Source organism: Desulfosporosinus sp. FKA (assembly GCF_002196785.1).
GTDB classification, from domain to species: domain Bacteria; phylum Bacillota; class Desulfitobacteriia; order Desulfitobacteriales; family Desulfitobacteriaceae; genus Desulfosporosinus; species Desulfosporosinus acididurans.
This window is the reverse complement of record NZ_NAHZ01000028.1, coordinates 35,154-54,809: the sequence shown is the minus strand read 5'-3', so window position 1 is coordinate 54,809 and position 19,656 is coordinate 35,154. Positions and strand designations below refer to the sequence as shown.

The 19,656-nt window shown below is 42.3% G+C and carries 17 protein-coding genes; 16 read left to right on the top strand and 1 reads right to left on the bottom strand.

The window, feature by feature from the left end; translation table 11 throughout:
- The first annotated feature begins 1 nt into the window (after position 1).
- The 5 genes from B5771_RS10655 to B5771_RS10635 all read left to right on the top strand — a co-directional run bounded on the left by B5771_RS10655 (position 2) and on the right by B5771_RS10635 (position 6,853).
- Entirely contained in the window at positions 2–934 is a 933-nt protein-coding gene (locus B5771_RS10655) for an ABC transporter permease (protein ID WP_088187484.1), read from the top strand.
- Between the two features lie 299 nt (positions 935–1,233).
- Positions 1,234–2,994, top strand: coding sequence for an adenine deaminase (gene ade, locus B5771_RS10650; RefSeq protein ID WP_088187483.1), 1,761 nt, complete (start codon positions 1,234–1,236; stop codon positions 2,992–2,994).
- A 307-nt stretch (positions 2,995–3,301) separates the two neighbouring features.
- Entirely contained in the window at positions 3,302–4,000 is a 699-nt protein-coding gene (locus B5771_RS10645; protein ID WP_088187482.1) for a response regulator transcription factor, read from the top strand.
- 2 nt (positions 4,001–4,002) lie between these two features.
- Entirely contained in the window at positions 4,003–5,397 is a 1,395-nt protein-coding gene (locus B5771_RS10640) for a HAMP domain-containing sensor histidine kinase (RefSeq protein WP_088187481.1), read from the top strand.
- A complete protein-coding gene (locus B5771_RS10635) occupies positions 5,390–6,853 on the top strand; it encodes a hypothetical protein (protein WP_088187480.1) in 1,464 nt (487 codons plus the stop codon). Before B5771_RS10640 ends, B5771_RS10635 begins: the two co-directional genes overlap by 8 nt.
- 252 nt (positions 6,854–7,105) lie before the next feature.
- On the opposite strand, the gene B5771_RS10630 is transcribed toward B5771_RS10635, so the two are convergent.
- Entirely contained in the window at positions 7,106–7,291 is a 186-nt protein-coding gene (locus B5771_RS10630; RefSeq protein WP_047811187.1) for a hypothetical protein, read from the bottom strand.
- A 250-nt stretch (positions 7,292–7,541) separates the two neighbouring features.
- Between B5771_RS10630 and B5771_RS10625 the strand changes: the two genes are divergently transcribed.
- The 11 genes from B5771_RS10625 (at position 7,542) to rpsB (ending at position 19,524) form a co-directional block, all read left to right on the top strand.
- Positions 7,542–8,150 (top strand): DUF3786 domain-containing protein, encoded by a 609-nt coding sequence (locus B5771_RS10625; RefSeq protein ID WP_088187479.1) that lies wholly within the window; start codon positions 7,542–7,544, stop codon positions 8,148–8,150.
- Positions 8,151–8,509: 359 nt separating this feature from the next.
- Positions 8,510–9,409, top strand: a complete 900-nt coding sequence (locus B5771_RS10620; protein ID WP_088187478.1) for a Ku protein — start codon at positions 8,510–8,512, stop codon at positions 9,407–9,409.
- Positions 9,410–9,516: 107 nt separating this feature from the next.
- Complete coding sequence (dprA, locus tag B5771_RS10615) at positions 9,517–10,641, top strand: DNA-processing protein DprA (RefSeq protein WP_088187477.1); 1,125 nt, start codon at positions 9,517–9,519, stop codon at positions 10,639–10,641.
- A 213-nt stretch (positions 10,642–10,854) separates the two neighbouring features.
- Positions 10,855–12,945 (top strand): type I DNA topoisomerase, encoded by a 2,091-nt coding sequence (gene topA, locus B5771_RS10610; RefSeq protein WP_088187476.1) that lies wholly within the window; start codon positions 10,855–10,857, stop codon positions 12,943–12,945.
- A 28-nt stretch (positions 12,946–12,973) separates the two neighbouring features.
- A complete protein-coding gene (gene trmFO / locus B5771_RS10605; RefSeq protein WP_088187475.1) occupies positions 12,974–14,308 on the top strand; it encodes a methylenetetrahydrofolate--tRNA-(uracil(54)-C(5))-methyltransferase (FADH(2)-oxidizing) TrmFO in 1,335 nt (444 codons plus the stop codon).
- Positions 14,298–15,212, top strand: coding sequence for a site-specific tyrosine recombinase/integron integrase (gene xerA / locus B5771_RS10600; RefSeq protein ID WP_088187474.1), 915 nt, complete (start codon positions 14,298–14,300; stop codon positions 15,210–15,212). Before trmFO ends, xerA begins: the two co-directional genes overlap by 11 nt.
- Positions 15,213–15,296: 84 nt before the next feature.
- Positions 15,297–15,827 (top strand): ATP-dependent protease subunit HslV, encoded by a 531-nt coding sequence (hslV, locus tag B5771_RS10595; protein WP_047811194.1) that lies wholly within the window; start codon positions 15,297–15,299, stop codon positions 15,825–15,827.
- A 17-nt stretch (positions 15,828–15,844) separates the two neighbouring features.
- On the top strand, positions 15,845–17,227 hold the full coding sequence (gene hslU / locus B5771_RS10590; protein ID WP_088187473.1) for an ATP-dependent protease ATPase subunit HslU: 1,383 nt from the start codon (positions 15,845–15,847) through the stop codon (positions 17,225–17,227).
- A 38-nt stretch (positions 17,228–17,265) separates the two neighbouring features.
- Positions 17,266–18,057, top strand: a complete 792-nt coding sequence (gene codY, locus B5771_RS10585; protein ID WP_047811196.1) for a GTP-sensing pleiotropic transcriptional regulator CodY — start codon at positions 17,266–17,268, stop codon at positions 18,055–18,057.
- 24 nt (positions 18,058–18,081) lie between these two features.
- Positions 18,082–18,540: a hypothetical protein gene (locus tag B5771_RS10580; RefSeq protein WP_088187472.1), complete on the top strand. Its 459-nt coding sequence runs from the start codon at positions 18,082–18,084 to the stop codon at positions 18,538–18,540.
- A 249-nt stretch (positions 18,541–18,789) separates the two neighbouring features.
- On the top strand, positions 18,790–19,524 hold the full coding sequence (gene rpsB / locus B5771_RS10575; RefSeq protein WP_088187826.1) for a 30S ribosomal protein S2: 735 nt from the start codon (positions 18,790–18,792) through the stop codon (positions 19,522–19,524).
- Positions 19,525–19,656 lie beyond the last annotated feature (132 nt).

Below are 19,656 nucleotides of genomic sequence, written 5' to 3'. Positions count from 1 at the left end.
TATGAATCTGAATTATTTAATCGCCATCCTTGCCTCCGGCGTTGTTGCAGGCACTCCGATTTTATATGCTTCTCTTGGAGAAGTTATCACAGAGCGTGCCGGCATTTTGAATCTGGGGGTCGAAGGCATGATGCTCGTGGGGGCAGTAAGTGCTTTTTACGTGGGAACGTTTTCCCAGAATAAATGGCTGGGTTTACTAGTGGCTATCGTTGCCGGCGGGCTTATGGCCCTAATTCATGCAGTAATAACCATTGCTTTTCGGGCCAATCAGGTGGCAAGCGGTTTGGCTTTGACGATTTTTGGTACAGGCTTATCGGCTTACTTAGGTCGTACGTTAGTCGGAATTCCACCGACGTCAACGTTTAAAACCGTTCCTCTTCCGGGTCTCTCTCAAATTCCTATCCTCGGCAAAATCCTCTTCAATCAGGATCTTATGGTTTACCTGAGCGTGATACTTGTTATTGTACTTTGGTTTGTTTTTTATAAAACAAAGGCAGGCCTTCTTCTTAGAGCAGCCGGGGAAAATCCGTCGGCTGTCGATGCCTTGGGACATAACATTTTTCTGGTTCGCTATGCGGCGGTCATAGGGGGCGGCATGTTTGCAGGCGCCGGGGGCGCTTATCTATCCCTGGCTTATTCTCCTTCTTGGGTTGAAAATATGTCCGCAGGCCGTGGCTGGATTGCCGTAGCCCTTGTTATTTTTGCCGTCTGGGATCCTGCCCGCGCTTTGCTGGGAGCCTGGCTGTTTGGTGTCATTGCTTCACTGGGCTTACATCTTCAGGCCTTAGGAGTGATGATTCCGTCTTATTTTTTGCAAATGCTTCCTTATATTTTTACGTTTATTGTTTTGGTAATCACAACGAGGGAAACGAAAACCAGGCGTTCAGGGACACCGGCTGCTCTAGGAATTCCTTACTCGCGTGAGGAACGTTAGTGAACTCGTTCAACTAAAGCCGAACGTCGGGGCTTCGGTAGGGAAAGTGTCCTGTGGACACTTTCGCCGAAAGCGCCAGCCTATAACAAATGCACTAGCGCTGAAGGATGGACTCTACCCGCACCGAAGCAAAAGGTATGGAACCCACTCTCACTTGTAGAACTGGGAGTCTTACGATCGGATAAAAATCTGTACTTATTTAAAGCGAATTACATGTTAAATATTGCCAGAGGATATGAGGGAGTCAACGAGAAAAAGTTGGCTCTTTCCCCTTTGTGACATATAAGGAGTGTTTAGCTTTGCGAACTTACGAAGATATTAAAACAGTGCTTGAAGCGGGTTTGAAAATTCAGGATTGTGATCTGAAGCTGGAAAATGTTAATCTGGTCAATGTTTATTCCTCACAGATTTATCCCACGAATATCTATATTAAGGGAAAACGGATTGTATCTATTGATCCTCAAGCAAGTTTAACAGCCAAAGAAACTCTCAATTGCCAGGGGATGTATGCCATACCGGGTTTAATTGACGGACATATGCATTTTGAAACCACATTGCTCTCACCGGAGTCCCTGGCCGAAGTTCTTGTACCACAAGGTACGACAACCCTGATGGCTGATCTTATGGAGATAGCCAATGTTGCGGGGATTGAAGGGGTCAAAGCTTTATTAAATTCGATTGCGAGCCTTCCTTATCGAACCTATATTCAGGTTTCTTCCCGTGTTCCCACAGCGCCGGGCTTAGAGACGACCGGAGGGGTTTTAGGGCTGAGCGAAGTCGAAGAATTGTTAAACTGGCACGAAAGTATTAGTTTAGGCGAACTTGATCCCTCGAAGGTACTTTTTATCCAAGATGAGTATCTGCAAAAAATTGCTGCGGCCCTGGGCCGCCGGAAGATCGTTAACGGACATGCCATTGGTCGTTCCGGTCAGGAGCTCAATGCCTACGCCAGTGCGGGTATGTCTGATGACCATGAATGTGTGACTTTCCAACAACTTCTGGAGAGAGTGCAGTTAGGGATGACGGTGATGATTCGGGAAGGCAGCACAGAACGTAATGTTGAAGAACTTATTCGCGGGGTTATCAGGCAGGAATTGAGCTCTGAACATTTAATATTCTGCACCGATGATAAGCATGTCATTGATATTCGTAACGAAGGTCATATTAACTACAATGTCAATAAAGCAATTTCACTGGGAATGAGACCAATGCAAGCTATCCAAATGGCAACCTTGAATCCCGCAAGACATTTCCGCTTAGAGGATGAGATCGGGAGTATTACCCCTGGGAGATTGGCGGATATACTTCTCGTCAAAGAATTGTCGGATATCACTCCTGTCAAGGTTATATATGAAGGAAAAATTGTTGCCGAGAACGGCCGGCTTGTGAAGGAAACCAACCAGGGATGTTATCCTGAGTGGATCAAAGAGACTGTTAAACTCCGAAAACCTATTATTGAAGATTCCTTTCACATACCTGCCCAAAGACAAGGGCCAAACACACGGGTAAATGTGATTCGCATCTATAATGATCAAATTATTAACGAATGGGATATCGAGGAATTATCTGTCGTTAAGGGGCAAATTGTAAATAGCCTTGAAAAAGATGTTTTAAAGCTTGCCATTGTTGAACGCTATGGTAAGACAGGAGGGGTTGGGATTGGCTTCGTAAAGGGGTTTCAGCTGAAGCAAGGAGCTTTAGCTACTTCCATGTCTCATGACCATCATAATATTGTCTGTGTGGGGACAAATGATAGGGATATGGCCTGTGCAGTAAACATGATTTACAAGCTGCAAGGCGGGATGGCCGCTGTTCATAATGGAGAGGTTATTGGAAAAATGGAATTGCCAATTGGCGGTTTAATGAGTGAAAAACCGGCCGAAGTTGTGCTCAGGGAGCTTGAAGAGGTAAATAAGGCAGCTCGGCAATTAGGATGCACGTTACCTTCTCCGTTTATGACCTTATGCTTTATTTCCTTACCAACAGTTCCTAAATTAGGCCTGACAGATTTTGGACTTATAGATGTGCTCGCACACAAATTAATTGATCTAGAACTATGATCTTAACAGCAGCCTCTAGGATTAAAGAAACGGGTTTAAGTTTAGGTTGAATTAAAGATCCTGAATTGAAAGAAAGACAAAAAGCGAGGGGAATTCCCGTTTTTTGTCTTTCTTAATCTTTTTGTAACTTTTTTAAGAACTTTGTAAAAAAGAAAAGGACAAAAAAGTGTATTGTATAAATATCCCGATTAAGACAAGTTAAGCTCAAGAAATGAAGAAGTTTAAAATGATTACCCTAGGCGGTATAACTTGGTTTACAATAAAGGGGCAGGTTTAAGCTTAAAACTCGATGAGATGGAGTGGTCTGATGAAGGGGAAAAAAACAAGAATACTGGTTGTTGAAGATGAAGAATCAATCAGGCGCTTTATAACTCTGAATTTATTTGCGGCGGGATATCAAGTGGAAGAGGCAATTACAGGTGAAGAAGCTCTGTCGAAACTTAAGATGTTTATTCCCGACGTTGTCGTGCTTGATCTCATGCTGCCCGGTATTAGTGGTCTGGAAGTCTGCCAAAAAATTCGTCAATCCATGCCGGAAACATTGGTTATTATGCTGACAGCTAAAGGTCAGGATACAGATAAAATCTTAGGTTTGGAATTAGGCGCAGATGATTATATGGTTAAACCATTTAATCCCTTTGAATTAATTGCCCGTATTAAGGCGGTGCTGCGGCGAAGTGTGGGGCCTAGAGAGACAAAACAAATCCTCAGCTGTGGAGATTTGTGTTTGGATATAACTTCAAACAAATTTTTCAAACTGCAGACGGAAATCGAGTTGACCCCGACTGAATTTGCTTTGCTGAAAATATTTATGGAAAACCCAGAAAGAGCACTTAAACGAAATGAGATGCTGAATGCTGTCTGGGGAGAAGATTATTTTGGCGATACTAAAACACTGGATGTGCATATCAGGCGCTTGCGGGAGAAAATAGAGGATAATCCTTCTCAACCTAAATATATCAGGACAGTTTGGGGTTCTGGGTATCGTTGGCAGCAGGAGTCTTAAGGATGAGAGGTATAAGAGCGAGGCTTACAGCTAATTTTATGATTGTTATTATTATCACAGTCACAATTTTGGAATTGCTTCTTATTTATACAGTTCGTCGCAATTATTATGGCAGTTTAGAAGGAAGTCTTACCAATCAGATAAAAATTTCAGCCGATTTATATGCCAAATATTTTTCAGATACTTCGCTCAAAGAAAATGTCCTGTATAATGTCGATGCTTTTTGGAATCAAAGTAATGCAGAAGTAGAGATTGTCGACAAGGACGGAAATATTGTCATGGACTCACAGGGAACAATCCCTTCTGAGAAAGCTGCTTATAACGATATAAAAGATGCCCTGATGGGCAAGACGGGAAAATGGATTGGGACTCTTAGTGGGCAAAAAGTTATGGCTGTCGCCTATCCTTTAAAAGCCAAAGATCAGATCGTTGGTGCCCTGCGCTTTATCAGCTCTTTAAGTGCAGTCGATGAAGATATTCAAAATACTGCTGTTATTTTTATTGCCATTGGTGTCGTAGTTGTTGTTATTGTCGGATTAATCAGTATCTTTTTGGCGAATACAATAATTGTCCCTTTGCAGGAAGTGACTGAAGCGGCTCAAGAGATGGCCGCCGGAAACTTTCAAGCTCGCAGTAAAAAAACACATCAAGATGAGATTGGCAAGCTTTCCGATACACTAAACTACATGGCTGATGAAATCGTCAAAAAAGAACAACTTAAGAACGACTTTATTTCTTCGGTGTCCCATGAACTTCGTACGCCGCTGACCTCAATTATGGGTTGGGCCATAACGCTTCAAAATGAACAATTTCAGCATAAAGATATGCTCAATGATGGGCTAGGCATCATTGCTAAAGAGAGTGAACGCTTAACTCATATGGTAGAAGAACTTTTGGATTTCTCTAAGTTTATATCCGGCAGAATTAAACTCCAAAATGGAGAAATAAACCTGGGAAATCTTATGGAATATATTCACAAACAATTAACGCCCAGGGCAGTCCGGGAAAATGTTGATTTTAGCCTCCAATATCCCCAAAATTTGCCGTTGATCATGTCAGATGCTGATCGCTTGAAACAGTTGTTTATTAATATATTAGATAATGCCTTTAATTTCACGTCTCCTGGTGGGTCGATTACCTTTCAGGCAAAGATTCAGGAAGAAGTGATTATGATTATAATTTCTGATAATGGATGTGGAATTAGAGCTGATGAATTACCTATGGTTAAAGAAAAATTTTATAAAGGGAAAAGCTCATGTTCTAAAAATGGGATTGGTTTATCAATATGCGAGGAGATTGTCAATTTAATTGGCGGCAGATTAGAGATTAATAGTGTGTTAGATCAAGGAACTGATGTTGTTATCATCCTGCCCAAAGGGGTGATTCTTGATGGCTAGGATTGTCAGGCTTTTGATAATGGTGGCTATTATTTTTCTGCTTGGCGGATGTACTAAACTTTCCTGGACTACTGCGGGAAAAATTGTTCCGCCTGTCGGTAATGTCTGCCCTTTGGAAGGGAAATGGGTTGTGATTCAGGACTTGAGCAGCAGACACAGCGGAGCTGATGATCAGATATGGATTGGGGATACTGCCCAGTTTACCCGGGGAGCAGCTATGCTCGGAAATTATGTATGGAACCAGCCTTCTTATAAAATAAAAAAGGTCAATTCTACAGATTATTTAATGACGAAATACTTGATGCTCTCAAGTAGTTTAGTGCCGAATAATACGGTAATTGAAGTAACCACCGTATCAACTTCTGAAAACTTTTTGGGTGAATTTATCAGGGTCGATGATTCCAAGCTTATCGCCTTCGCCGAGAACAAGGTATTGCTGCTAAAAAGGGTATCGGATCAAGTAGATAGCTCCTTAACTGCTGCTGATCTTGATGGCGTAAATAAAAATCAAAAGGACAAACCTGCAACGTCAGGTATTTTGCTGGGACTAAAAACTCCTGGAAATGATGGTAATGCCTATCAGACGTTTTGGATAGCAGCAAGCAATGGAAAACTCCATCCCCTGTTAATGGAGAAAGACATATTTTTTCCGCGGAGTAGTGGATTCTGGTTTCTCCAGGTCCATAATGTGTCGACCGGGTCTATAAAAGAGGACGAATTATCAGCGCGTGACGTTTCAACTAAAATTTCTGGAATTGAAACAAAAACTATGGGAATTATTCAACATGATATCCCAGGAAAGGTACATCAAAGAATTATTGATTATGTTGGGAATGATTATGTAGCTATCGAAAATAAAGTTGATGGCGTCGATCAATTGCAGGTATTACCTGTGGATAAAATCTCAGCCCAAGAGGGAGTTAAGATATCTGACTTATTGGAAAATAGCGGATCTGTTGTTTATAACAATGCCAGGGCTCAAGCCATCCAATCGTTAAGAAATAAGGGAATTTCCTCGACGGATAATGACGACAGAGAGGAGAATTTTGGGCTTATGCGTAAAAATGGACATTGGTATCTTCAGGGAAGAATTAATTATGAAGATGGGAATACACCCCGCTATCTGGATTATAATGTGAATTTAATTCCTCCTGCCAAAATGGTTTCTTATGACACGCTATGTCTTAGCTGGCAAAATATCAAAGACCGAGTCCCTGATGCTATGGATGCATTTACTTCACCAAATCGAGATATCGCTTTAATTAAGACTAAAGCCAAGCTCTATGTTTACGGAATTACGAATGATCAGTTAGGAAGCGAACCTTTGACGAAATTGAATTTGAAAGAAGGAGAGGCGGTTGTCATGGCTGAATGGGCTACGGGATCTTATGTTGATAATTGGGAGAAAGCTTTTGCGGCAAATGGTGCTCAGAAGTATGATCTAACATCACCGTAACGGAGCAAAAGAGAATACTGTTAAGTTGTTAAATATGATAATAGAAAGGTTGACCACTATGAGTTTTGATTTTTTTCTTACAGCTTCTGTATTTTCTATTTTAGGTTATAGTTTGTGCTATATTACGATGGCTCATAATAAGGAAATCAATAAAGAATAGGATATGGAATCAGCAACTCCAATCTGTCCAAATTAGAAGAGTCGAGCAAATGCTCGGCTCTTAACAAAGGAATTCATTAAGTTAACTGTTTTTTATGACATTCTGTTCCCTGGAAGGTTGCGCTCGGCTAACTCAATAGCCATTTTCACCATATTTCCACAGTCCCTTGAAGAAACTCCTCCAAAACCTTCTTGATGAAGGGTCCCAGCAAATCCTAACTCTTGAGCAATTTGCTCTTTTAACTCATTTGACATCATGCTGCTGCGTCGTCTTGACATGTGGAATCCTCCCTTCAAAATGGTAGTTTCTTTCAATATGCTGTTTCTGATGAAAGCATTGTTAGTATATGATTATAAGGAAAAGCTATGTACTGAAAAAATTTACTACAGTTCAATAATTTGGAACTAAACTGGTTTTGAAACTTTTCCTTCCTTGATTAATGCAGAACTTATATTTCGTTGGCTTCTAAATGGAAAAAAGATATAATTAAGAATAAAAATAACAGCAGACAGGAAGAAGGAGAGGAGTATGGTTAATTATACGGCAGCTCAGGAGTTAGCGTTGGAAAAGTTTAGAGCAAATTCTTTAGAAGTTATATCGCACTATTCAAGGTATCCTCTTGTGGGTAATGCCCTTTCCATTGATTTTCTGGGCGGTCAATACATTTTGGATTATCCCAGCGGAATTTTTAAAACTGTTAATTCCCTCGAAAAGGAACTATCTATACCAACGCAAATATTAATCCTTCATTACCTGGCAAATATTGCTGAGGTTGAAGAGACTGGAAGATTAATATCCTTTAAGGAACTACCCGGAGGGAGCATCTATATCCAGCCCTTTACTCACCGGGCCATTGATCCATTGGTCAGATTCTTCGGGGATAAGCCGGATAAACTAAAAGCAGTGGTCAGTCATTTAGGAGGGTATGCTAACAGCCTCGGAGACGTGGGAGTGACTATCAGGGCTTTTCCGCGCGTACCGGTTACGTTGATACTATGGAGGGGGGATGATGAATTTCCAGCTTCGGGGAATATTCTATTTGATTCTTCAGCATCTTTAATGCTGCCAACTGAAGACTATGCCGTTCTTGCCAGTGCGATTGTTGCCAGGCTAAAAGGGCTAAGCTCTATGATTTAGACAAGTCACTACCTTAGGAGACCTATTCTGGGAATTAAAGAAATTGGTATTTATAAAACTTTGTTCGGGAGGAACAAAGTTTTATTTTTATATCTGAAGAGGTTACAAGTGTCTTCGGGGCCGGGAATGGTTATCTTAATCCTGAGTTAACTTGTTCAGCTGAAGCTGAACATAGGGGCTTCGGCGGACTGCCTTATAATTTTGCTGAAAATATTAACAGTTTCGCTGTTATATCCCCAGAGTAAACAGCCATAATGGTTATTGGGTATTAGTGAGCGTTTTGCTATGATTTGGGTTTAATCGTTGAATTGCATTAATCCATTCCTTATGGCTCACACTATATTTGAGGAGGTGAGCTTATGCATACGTTATGGAAAGGCTCAATCAGTTTTGGCCTGGTAAATGTTCCGGTAAAAATGCATGCTGCAACGGAATCACAAGAGTTTAAATTTAATTATTTGCATAAAGACTGTCAGCATAGAATTCGGTCAATTAAAAAATGCCCTTACTGTGATAGGGAAGTTGAAATGGCTGATTTGGTCAAAGGATATGAATATGAGAAAGATCGCTATGTAATTATGGATGAAGAAGAACTGTCTGCCCTTGAACAGCCTACGAGTCGATCCATCGAGATTCTTGATTTCATTAACTTGAGTGAAATTGATCCGATCTATTATGATAAATCATATTATTTGTCTCCTGAAGAGACTGCTCAAAAAGCCTATCGTTTGTTGTGTCAAGCTATGGAAGAAAGCGGGAAAGCAGCTTTGGCGCGGGTTACCATGCGATCGAAGCAGCACTTAGCTTGCCTGCGCGTTTTTGAAGAAGGGCTGGTTTTAGAGACCATGCATTATCCCCAGGAAATTCGACATATGGAGGCAGCTTGGGGCCGAATTGTTCCAACAGAAACTGAATTAACTATGGCCCGACAATTAATCGATAATCTAGCACGTCCATTTGAACCGGAAAAATACAGAGATGAAGTACATGAACAGGTGGCGGAGATGATCGAAAGTAAGGCTGCAGGAGAAAGCTTTAAGGTAGAAGCTCCGGCCAAAGGTGGTCAGGTTGTAGATTTAATGGAAGCGCTGCGGGCCAGCATTGCCTTAACGGAGCAAGAAAAGGAAAAAATAGAAGAAGCGGAAACAATAAAAAATTCAAATCATGATGATGTCGCTCCTAATAAACAGGAGCAGCACCCTCCTAAAACTACCCTGACCCCCAGAAAACGACCTGTCCGACGGGCTAAAGGAGCGTAAGTTTGAGGGATTCCACATTATTTTACTTAATCTCGAAAAATTCAACAATGTTTTAGGCAGGAGATGGCTCCTTTTGCCCCGAAAAGATGGGCAAGGGGGGGCATAGGATGGAAGAAATAGATAACGAGAAATTAGTTCGGGCGGCATTTCGGACAATAAAAGGTGTTGGGAGTCAGCATCTGCGTTTGCTTATTGCTTACTTCGGAAGCGCTGTGCAGGCGTGGGAGGCCAGCCATAAGGATTATCTAAAGATTGCCCCTCGAGGGAAGTGGGTTGTTGAAGTATTGAAGGAACGAAAAAGAATCGATCCTTGGAAAATAGGGGCAGACCTTAAGTCTCGGAACATTAAGGTCGTTACCCCCCAGGATTGTAATTATCCTCCTCTTTTACTTGAATTAACAGATATTCCGCCCCTTCTCTATTATCAGGGATACCTCGAAAGCAATTCGGCGGTCATAGCAATTGTCGGATCAAGGCAGGCAACTGCTTACGGAAAATCTGCAGCACGTATGTTAGCTCGTGATGCGGCAGCTCAAGGTCTTGTTGTTGTAAGCGGACTTGCACGCGGTATTGATACGGCGGCTCATCAAGGAGCAGTGGAAGGATATGGAATAACCTGGGCCTTTTTGGGATGTGGTTTAGACCAGATTTATCCGCGGGAAAATTATCATTTAGCTAAGGAAATCTTAGATAGAGGTGCTTTGATCAGCGAGTTTCCTCCCGGAACACCACCCCTTGCTGCAAACTTTCCCGCACGGAATCGGTTAATTAGCGGATCTTCTCAAGGTGTTATAGTAGTTGAGGCTGCCGAGAGAAGCGGAGCAATGATTACTGTTGATTTTGCTTTAGAACAAGGACGGGAGGTTTTCGCAGTCCCTGGACCAATTTTCAGTCCGCAAAGTCGCGGCCCACACATTTTATTACGCCAGGGAGCTAAAATCGCCGAAGGAATTGAAGATATTTGGAATGAATGTTTTTCCTCACTGGAAGTAAAGGCTGTAAAGAAAGTTCTTTCTGAACAGCAAACGTATCAGGGAGAGAGATTTCCTGAAACGGACGATCAGAGAGCTATTCTTCAACAACTTAGTGACGTTCCCCTCCATATTGACCAACTAGCGTTACACTCGTCGTTATCGGTAGCTTCGCTGTCACTGGCTTTGTTGGAATTACAATTACAAGGAAAAATCAAGCAATTACCGGGACAAAATTATGTATTAGTTCGTGAGTGCTAGACATACGACTAAAAAGGCGTTAAGATAGGCATTAGTTTTACCGGCACAAATTATATCTTGATGTGAGTCATCCTTTAGGCACTTTATTTAGAAATTTCTGTATTAATAATTATTTAATAAATTTCAAAACCAGTAAATCAATAAGAAGATATAGCTAGTTGATCGTCCGGAAAACAAACCTGCAAGGTTCTTAAGTTTATTTGAGGTGAAATTATGTCGAAAACGCTTGTAATAGTAGAATCTCCAGCCAAAGCTAAATCAATCAGCAAATTTTTAGGAAATCGCTATACCGTAAAAGCTTCAATGGGACATTTGCGGGATTTGCCTAAAAGTCAGTTAGGAGTTGATTTGGATCATGATTTTGAGCCGAAATATATTGCTATTCGCGGCCGCGGAGATTTAATTAAAGATTTGCGCTCAGCTGCTAAAGGCGCTGATAAAATTTTTCTCGCTTCTGACCCGGATCGTGAAGGGGAAGCAATTGCCTGGCATCTTTCTTTCTTGTTAGGCCTGACGCAAGGAGAAAAAAACCGTATTGAATTTCATGAAATTACCAAGTCTGCAATTCAGGCAGCCATAAAACACCCTCGTGAACTTGATATGGATCGAGTGGATGCCCAACAGGCTCGCCGGGTTTTAGATAGATTAGTGGGTTATCAATTAAGTCCTTTGCTCTGGAGAAAAATTAAAAAGGGTTTAAGTGCCGGCCGAGTCCAATCTGTAGCTGTTCGTCTCATCGAGGATCGGGAGGAACAAATTCGCTCTTTTGTGTCAGAAGAATACTGGAGTTTAACTGCGAATTTTGAGTCTAAGGGCGGTAGATTTGGGGCAAAACTATTAAAAAAAGCGGACAAAAAAATATCTATCTCCTCCAAGGCTGAAATGGAATTAATTCTCGATGATATTAAGGGGAAAGAGTTTAACGTTTCAGATGTTCGTGCTAAAGAAAAGAAAAAGCAGCCCGCACCTCCTTTCACGACGAGCAGCTTACAGCAAGAAGCACATCGAAAACTAAGCTTTTCACCGAAACGTACAATGATGTTAGCTCAACAGCTATATGAAGGTCTTGACTTAGGAAAGGAAGGCACTATCGGACTTATTACTTATATGCGTACTGACTCTGTTAAAGTGGCAGAAATTGCTCAAACCGAAGCGAAAGAGTGGATCTTAGCTCATTATGGAAATGATTATTATCCCTCGGAACCTCGTCAGTTTACGAATAAGGGACGTTCTCAGGAGGCCCATGAAGCGATTCGGCCTACCCTTCCGCTGCGGTCTCCTGAATCGGTAAAGGGGATTTTGTCACGGGATCAATTACGTCTGTACCGTTTGATCTGGGAACGGTTTATTGCCAGTCAAATGAGTGCAGCTATTATGGATACTTTGACCGTCGATATCCTGGCGGGGGATAATCTCTTTCGGGCCAACACCTCGACGATCCGTTTTCCAGGCTTTTTAGCGGTTTATGAAGAAGGAAAAGATGAGGAAGACGTATCAGATGATGAACAAAGTTCGTTAACTTTTTCTGTTTTGCCGGGTGAACCGCTTAAACTTATCCAATTGCAAGAAAAACAACATTTTACAGAGCCGCCGCCGCGCTATACTGAGGCTTCCTTAGTGCGGAAGTTAGAAGAGGAAGGCATTGGAAGGCCAAGCACCTATGCGCCCACGATTGAAACTATCCAAACGAGAGGTTACGTTGTCAAAGAAGAAAAGCAATTGATTCCAACGGAACTGGGAGACATCGTTATTTCTCTTCTTAAAGAGCATTTTCCGGGTATCGTAAACCTGGAGTTTACGGCGAATTTGGAGGATAAACTCGATCTTATTGAAGAAGGAAGGGTTTCCTGGAAGTCTGTTGTCCAAGAATATTATCTGCCTTTCTCCGAGACTCTTGCTCTGGCCGAGGAACGAATTGGTAAAGTGAAAATTGAGGATCAGGTGTCCGAGGAGCTTTGTGAGAATTGCGGACGCAATATGGTTATTAAGATGGGGCGATATGGTAAATTCCTAGCTTGTCCCGGATTTCCGGAGTGCCGAAATACAAAGCCATTTTTAGAACAAGTTGGTGCTAATTGTCCTAAATGTGACAAACCCCTTGTACTGCGGCGTTCAAAGAAGGGCCGCAAGTTTTTTGGCTGCAGCGCTTACCCTGAGTGTGATTTTGTTTCTTGGGAAATGCCGGCTCCTGAACCTTGTCCGGAATGTCAGCAAATGATGGTAATAAAGACGTCCAAGCGGCAAAAAAAGTATGTATGTACAAATCCGGAATGCCGATTTACGAAGATTATCGAAGAAGAGTAAGCATCTACTGGGATAGGGGAGTTTTAACATGCAAAATGTTACTGTTATCGGTGGAGGGCTGGCAGGCTCAGAAGCTGCTTGGCAGCTTGGTAAACGCGGGGTGAAGGTGGACTTGTTTGAAATGAGACCTGCTAAATTTACCCCTGCTCACCATACTGAAGGGTTTGCAGAATTAGTTTGCAGCAATTCGCTGCGTGCGGCAGGATTGGAGAATGCCGTTGGCTTATTAAAAGAAGAGATGCGGCGCTTAGATTCGTTAATTATGAGTGCTGCTGATCATACTATGGTGCCTGCCGGGGGTGCTCTGGCAGTCGACCGGAGTTTATTTTCCAAGGAGATTACTGAGCGATTAATGGAACATCCTAATGTTACTGTTCACAGGCAGGAAGTTCGTTCTCTGCCAGAGGAAGGAATTGTGGTCGTAGCCAGTGGTCCGCTGACTTCAGACGATCTAGCGAGGGATATTTCCCGTTTAACCGGCGAGGAAGCCCTTTCCTTTTATGACGCAGCCGCTCCCATTGTAACCTACGAATCTATCGATATGAGCAAGGCCTTTTGGGCTTCGAGATATAACAAAGGTGAAGCAGATTATCTTAATTGTCCTATGTCCCAGGAAGAATATGAAGTGTTTTATCAAGAATTGACTAATGCGGAAACGGCTGAAGTTCAAGGATTTGAGCAGGGAGAGGTATTTGAAGGCTGCCTCCCTGTCGAAGTCATGGCTAAGCGCGGCATTCAAACCTTAACCTTTGGTCCGCTCAAACCTGTTGGTCTTCAAGATCCTCGAACAGATAGAAAGCCTTTTGCGGTTGTTCAGCTGCGCAAGGAGAATCAGACAGGAACCCTTTTGAATTTGGTAGGTTTCCAAACCCATCTTAAATGGGGTGAGCAGAAACGAGTATTTTCTTTGATACCTGGTTTGGAAAAAGCCGAGTTTGCACGCTTTGGCGTGATGCACCGCAATACATTTTTAAATGCTCCTAAAGTCCTCAGAGCAGACTTTAGCCTTAAGGGGAAACCATCACTTTTCTTTGCGGGGCAAATTACCGGTGTGGAAGGGTATGTAGAATCGGCGGCCAGCGGTCTTTTGGCAGGACTTAATGCCTGGAGGCGTTTAGAGCAGCTGGAAACCTTGGTGTTTCCAGCGGAAACAACGTTGGGGGGATTGGCAAGGCATCTTGAAGGTTCACCCAGTCAGAGTTTTCAGCCGATGAATATAAATTTTGGTTTGTTACCGCCCTTGAGTGAACGAATACGAAATAAGCGAGAAAAAAACAGCAGAATTTCTCAACGAGCTTTGGAATCTTTGCGTGAGTTCTGCTCTCGAGAAAACTTGGAGGAGGCCGGCACAGGTGTTAGCTGATGAGTCCCTAAGTTTGTTTGCGGGCTATCAGCATGCTCAAAACCGGTCAGAACATACGGTTATAGCATACCAAAACGATCTGGGGCAATTTTTTCGTTTTGCGGCTCAGGAACTGGGGCAAGAACCAGAAAACTTAAGGGTTGATCAGATCGACGTTTATATTGTTCGTAGTTTTTTGGGAATACTAACAGACCAGGGGCTGTCACGCAAAAGTATGGCCCGTAAACTTGCCGCCTTAAGATCGCTGTTTAAGTTTCTCTGCCGCGAAGGGATTCTGCAGATGAATCCTATACAACGAATCGCAAGTCCCAAAGTAGGAAGAAAACTCCCGCATTTTCTTTATCTGGATCAAGTTGAGGGTTTGCTCCATGCTTCTGATTGTACACAGCTTCTAGGTGCACGAGATCAAGTGATTATGGAACTTCTTTACGGCTCAGGGCTCAGGGTTAGCGAACTTGTTAGTTTAAATCGTGAGAGTCTGGATTTGGATGGCGGATTAATTAGGGTTTTGGGCAAAGGAAATAAAGAGAGGGTTGTGCCCATTACAAATTTCGCGCGAGAAGCGGTTAAACACTATCTGAAGATGCGCAGCGACAACAATGAAGCTCTCCTCTTAAATTATCAAGGGACACGTTTAACAGATCGTTCTGTACGCCGGATTTTAGATAAGCTAGTAACGAGAGTATCTTTGGAACGGCATGTGAATCCACATATGCTCAGGCACTCTTTTGCTACTCATCTCTTAGACGGCGGAGCAGATTTAAGAAGCGTTCAAGAATTGCTTGGACATCAAAAACTAACGTCAACTCAGATTTATACTCATTTAACTCGGGAACGATTAAAAGAGGTCTACGGAAAATCACATCCTCGAGCAAAAACAATGATAGACCCATTAGAAAAATAAATTTTCACAAAAAGTTGCAAATTGTCTACAATTGACTTGACACGCCGGAAATGCCCTAGTAAACTGCATAAAGGAGGAGTTATCATGTTTCATGCAACGACGATCGTCGCAGTGAAAAGAGGGGATCATGTAGCCATCGCGGGAGATGGGCAAGTAACCTTCGGGCAGGCCACTGTGATGAAACATAAAGCCCGGAAAGTGCGCCGCTTATTTCAAGGTAAGGTAATTACCGGATTTGCGGGTTCAGTAGCGGATGCTTTTACACTTTTTGATAAATTCGAACAAAAACTCGAAGAATATCATGGGAACCTGCAACGAGCGGCTGTTGAGTTGGCTAAAGAATGGCGTATGGATAAAATGCTGAGAAATCTTGAGGCCCTGCTCTTAGTCGCAGACAGCCAAAATCTCTTAATTGTTTCTGGATCTGGGGAAGTCATTGAACCTGATGATGGGATTGCCGCTATTGGTTCGGGAGGAAACTATGCGTTAGCTGCTGCTCGCGCTTTAGTTAAGCATACAAACCTAACACCGGCGGAAATTGTAAGAGAATCAATGCTTGTAGCTGCCGGAATTTGTGTTTATACTAATGAACAAATTATGGTTGAAGAGTTATAGGGGGTGATATTGATACCATGGAAAGCTTAACTCCTCGAGAAATTGTCCGTGAATTGGACTCCTATATAGTTGGACAAGATGCCGGTAAACGAGCTGTTGCAGTTGCCTTGCGCAATCGTTATCGTCGTTCTTTGCTGCCGGAAAAATTGCAGGATGATATCATCCCTAAAAACATTTTAATGATTGGTCCTACAGGTGTCGGCAAAACAGAGATTGCCAGACGCTTAGCCAAACTTGTTCGAGCTCCTTTTATTAAAATCGAGGCAACGAAATTTACCGAAGTGGGATATGTAGGCCGTGATGTGGAGGCTATTATCCGGGACTTAGTGGAAATTGCCTTGCGGATGGTCAAGTCTGAACGTGCAGAAATGGTTCAGACACAGGCCGCAATAAATGCTGAGAAACGTTTGCTTGAACTCTTAGTTCCTGGAAAACATTCCGAGAAATCCTCAGCGAATCCCTTTCAGATGCTGTTTGGACAATCTTCGGAGTCGGAGAAGGACGATAATATTACTCCTGAGCTTGAAAAGGAGCGGGCGCTGGCAGCAGACCGCCTGCGAAGTGGAGAACTCGAAGAGAAAATTATTGAGATTTCCGTTGAAGAGACGACACCCTTATCGGATATGTTAGGTAATAATATGATGGAGATGGGCCTAAATATTCAGGATATGGTGTCCGGGATACTGCCTAAACGCCATAAAAAGAGAAAGGTAAGCGTCAAAGAGGCACGAAAGATTTTAATCAATGAAGAGACTCAAAATTTAATTGATCAAGATGAGGCTGTTAACGAAGCCATTCACAGGACTGAACATGAGGGTATTGTCTTTTTGGATGAAATTGATAAGATTGCCGGGCGAGAAGGTTCCGGAGGGCCTGATGTGTCGAGAGGCGGAGTACAGCGAGATATTCTTCCCATCGTCGAAGGTTCAACGGTAGTTACCAAATATGGTCCGGTTAAAACTGATCATATTCTTTTCATTGCTGCCGGGGCATTTCATCTTAGCAAACCTTCAGATCTAATTCCGGAACTGCAAGGAAGATTCCCTATCAGGGTTGAATTAGAATCATTAAGTGTTGCAGACTTCAAACGTATCCTAACTGAACCTCAATCGTCGTTAATTAAACAATATAGTGCTTTGCTAGGGACAGAAGGGATAAGGGTGGAATTTACGGAGAACGCTATCGATGAATTAGCTGAAGTTGCCTACAGAGTAAATTCTACCACTGAAAATATTGGCGCTCGACGTCTTCATACAATTATTGAAAAGGTTTTGGAGGAACTGTCCTTTGAAGCGTCTGAACTTCCTGAAGATTACACTGTAACGATTAATCGAGAATATGTTCAGCAGCGTTTGGGTAATGTAATTCAAAACCAAGATTTGGCGCGTTATATTTTATAATCTAAAATTCGAAGCAAGTTAAGGAGGACAAAAATCTAATGGAACAATTATTGGAAAAAACAAGAGCTATCAATAAATTAATTCAGCGTGCTGCCGGAAATCCCGTCGATTTTGAAGAAATGGCTAAGGTGCTTCGCCAAGCCATTATTGCTAATTGTTATATTGTCGGACGTCGGGGGAAAATCTTAGGCTATAGTTTTATGAATCACTTCGTTTGTGGGACGATGGATGAAATCGTTATGCATTCCGAGCGATTTCCTGAAAGCTATAATGATGGACTTATGAAAATCAGCGAGACGAAGACGAACACCACTCAAGTTGCTAATGGGTGTATCTTTGACTGCAATACGCCATGCCATTTCAACAATAAAGTAACAACCGTTGTTCCGATTTTAGGCGGAGGCGAAAGAGTTGGAACGCTTGTTTTAGCAAAATATGATGAGGAATTTAAGGAAGAAGATCTCGTCCTTGCCGAATATGGGGCAACAGTCGTAGGAATGGAAATTTTAAGGGTTAAAGCTGAACGTGCTGAAGAGGAAGCCCGCAAAAAAGCGGCAGTGCAAATCGCTGTTGGTACTTTATCTTACTCCGAACTTGAAGCTGTTGAGCATATCTTTGCTGAATTAGGCGGAGGAGAAGGACTGTTGGTAGCCAGCAAAATTGCAGATCGAGTTGGTATCACTCGTTCGGTTATCGTTAATGCTCTCCGTAAGTTTGAATCGGCCGGAGTTATTGAGTCTAAGTCCTTGGGAATGAAGGGAACCTATATTCGAGTTTTGAATGATTATCTTCTCGATGAATTGGATAAACACATTAAACATGCCAAGTAAACTGACGTGCCGGAGGTGGTTTTCGTGGATGAGCATGAATATATTTACAAATTGAGACCGCTTGTCATCCCTGGCCTCTTCTTTCTCGTCCTTTATCCTATCCTTTTGGGGTGTATCTATTTATTTCACAGGTTTCCGAGTATTGAATTAGGTGTACTCATAGGGATATATTGTCTTAGTGTTCTTGGCATTCTCTCCTTATGGGTTATCGGTAAGAGTAAACGTGTACTCATTAATGAGCAGCAGATTATTTTCAGTTCCTTGTTAGGTAAACACGTTCTTGATCCGAAAGACATCCGTCGAGTTGCCTTTTATTTTGACGGAAAAGGACAAGAAGTTGCGCAAATTCGCACAGGAGATGTCTTTTTCTACGTAAGTGAATTTTACTTTCCCTTTCCAGAACTCATGAGTGATTTGGAGAATTTTATCCGGCAGCATGGGCTGCGATCGAATTTAGAGAACTATTTAGGATTAAATGAATGAGATCTTTATTAATGTCTTTAATGTCTTTAATGTCTTTTGCTAAGGTTGCCCCTTTACGTTAGGATTTATCACAGGATCTTCTGAATTAAATTTGTTTTTAATTGCATTAAGGTTCGTATTATGCTAATCTATTCTCAGTGTGATTTACTGACACACGCAGTGGGATTGGGACGCTGTTCTTTGTTAGGACAAAGGGCGTTCGAGGATGAACCTGCGGAGGAAAAAACAAATGAAAGTAGGTATGAAAAAATGGCAGTTATCTCTATGAAGCAATTGCTGGAAGCCGGTGTTCATTTCGGACACCAAACACGTCGCTGGAATCCTAAGATGGCCCGTTATATTTTTACAGAACGTAATGGAATCTATATTATCGATCTGCAAAAAACCGTAAAAAAGGTTGACGAAGCTTATAATTTCGTCCGTAACCTGGCTACCGAAGGAGGAACTATGCTCTTTGTCGGCACTAAAAAACAGGCTCAGGAGTCTGTTAAAGAAGAAGCTGAACGTTGTGGCATGTTTTTCGTTAACGAACGCTGGCTCGGAGGAATGCTAACGAACTTCCAAACAATTCAAAAGAGGGTTGACCGTTTGCGCGAACTGGAAAGAATGGAAGCTGAGGGAGTTTTCGAAGTACTCACTAAGAAAGAAGTATCTGCACTTCGCCATGAAATGGAGAAACTGGAGCGTTTCTTAGGCGGTATCAAGAATATGAAGAAACTTCCGGATGCCTTATTTATCGTTGATCCTCGCAAAGAACGTATTGCAGTGGCAGAAGCTCGCCGCTTAAATATTCCGATTGTTGCCATTGTGGATACGAACTGTGACCCTGATGAAATTGATGTTGTAATTCCGGCTAACGATGATGCCATTCGTGCCGTTAAATTGCTGACAGCTAAAATGGCTGATGCAATTATCGAAGGACAACAAGGCAGTCTGGATGAAGCAGAAGAAGCAGCAGAAACCGGAGAAGTTGCTGAAGGATAAAACTCGAAATTCGAAGTTCGAGGCGCGAAATTTCGAAGTTCGCGCCTCGAATTTTGTGCAAAAAAACTATTGCAAATAATTAAATATTGGCACCGTGCCCTGAGCATTGTGTATTGAATTCGGAGGGTTGAT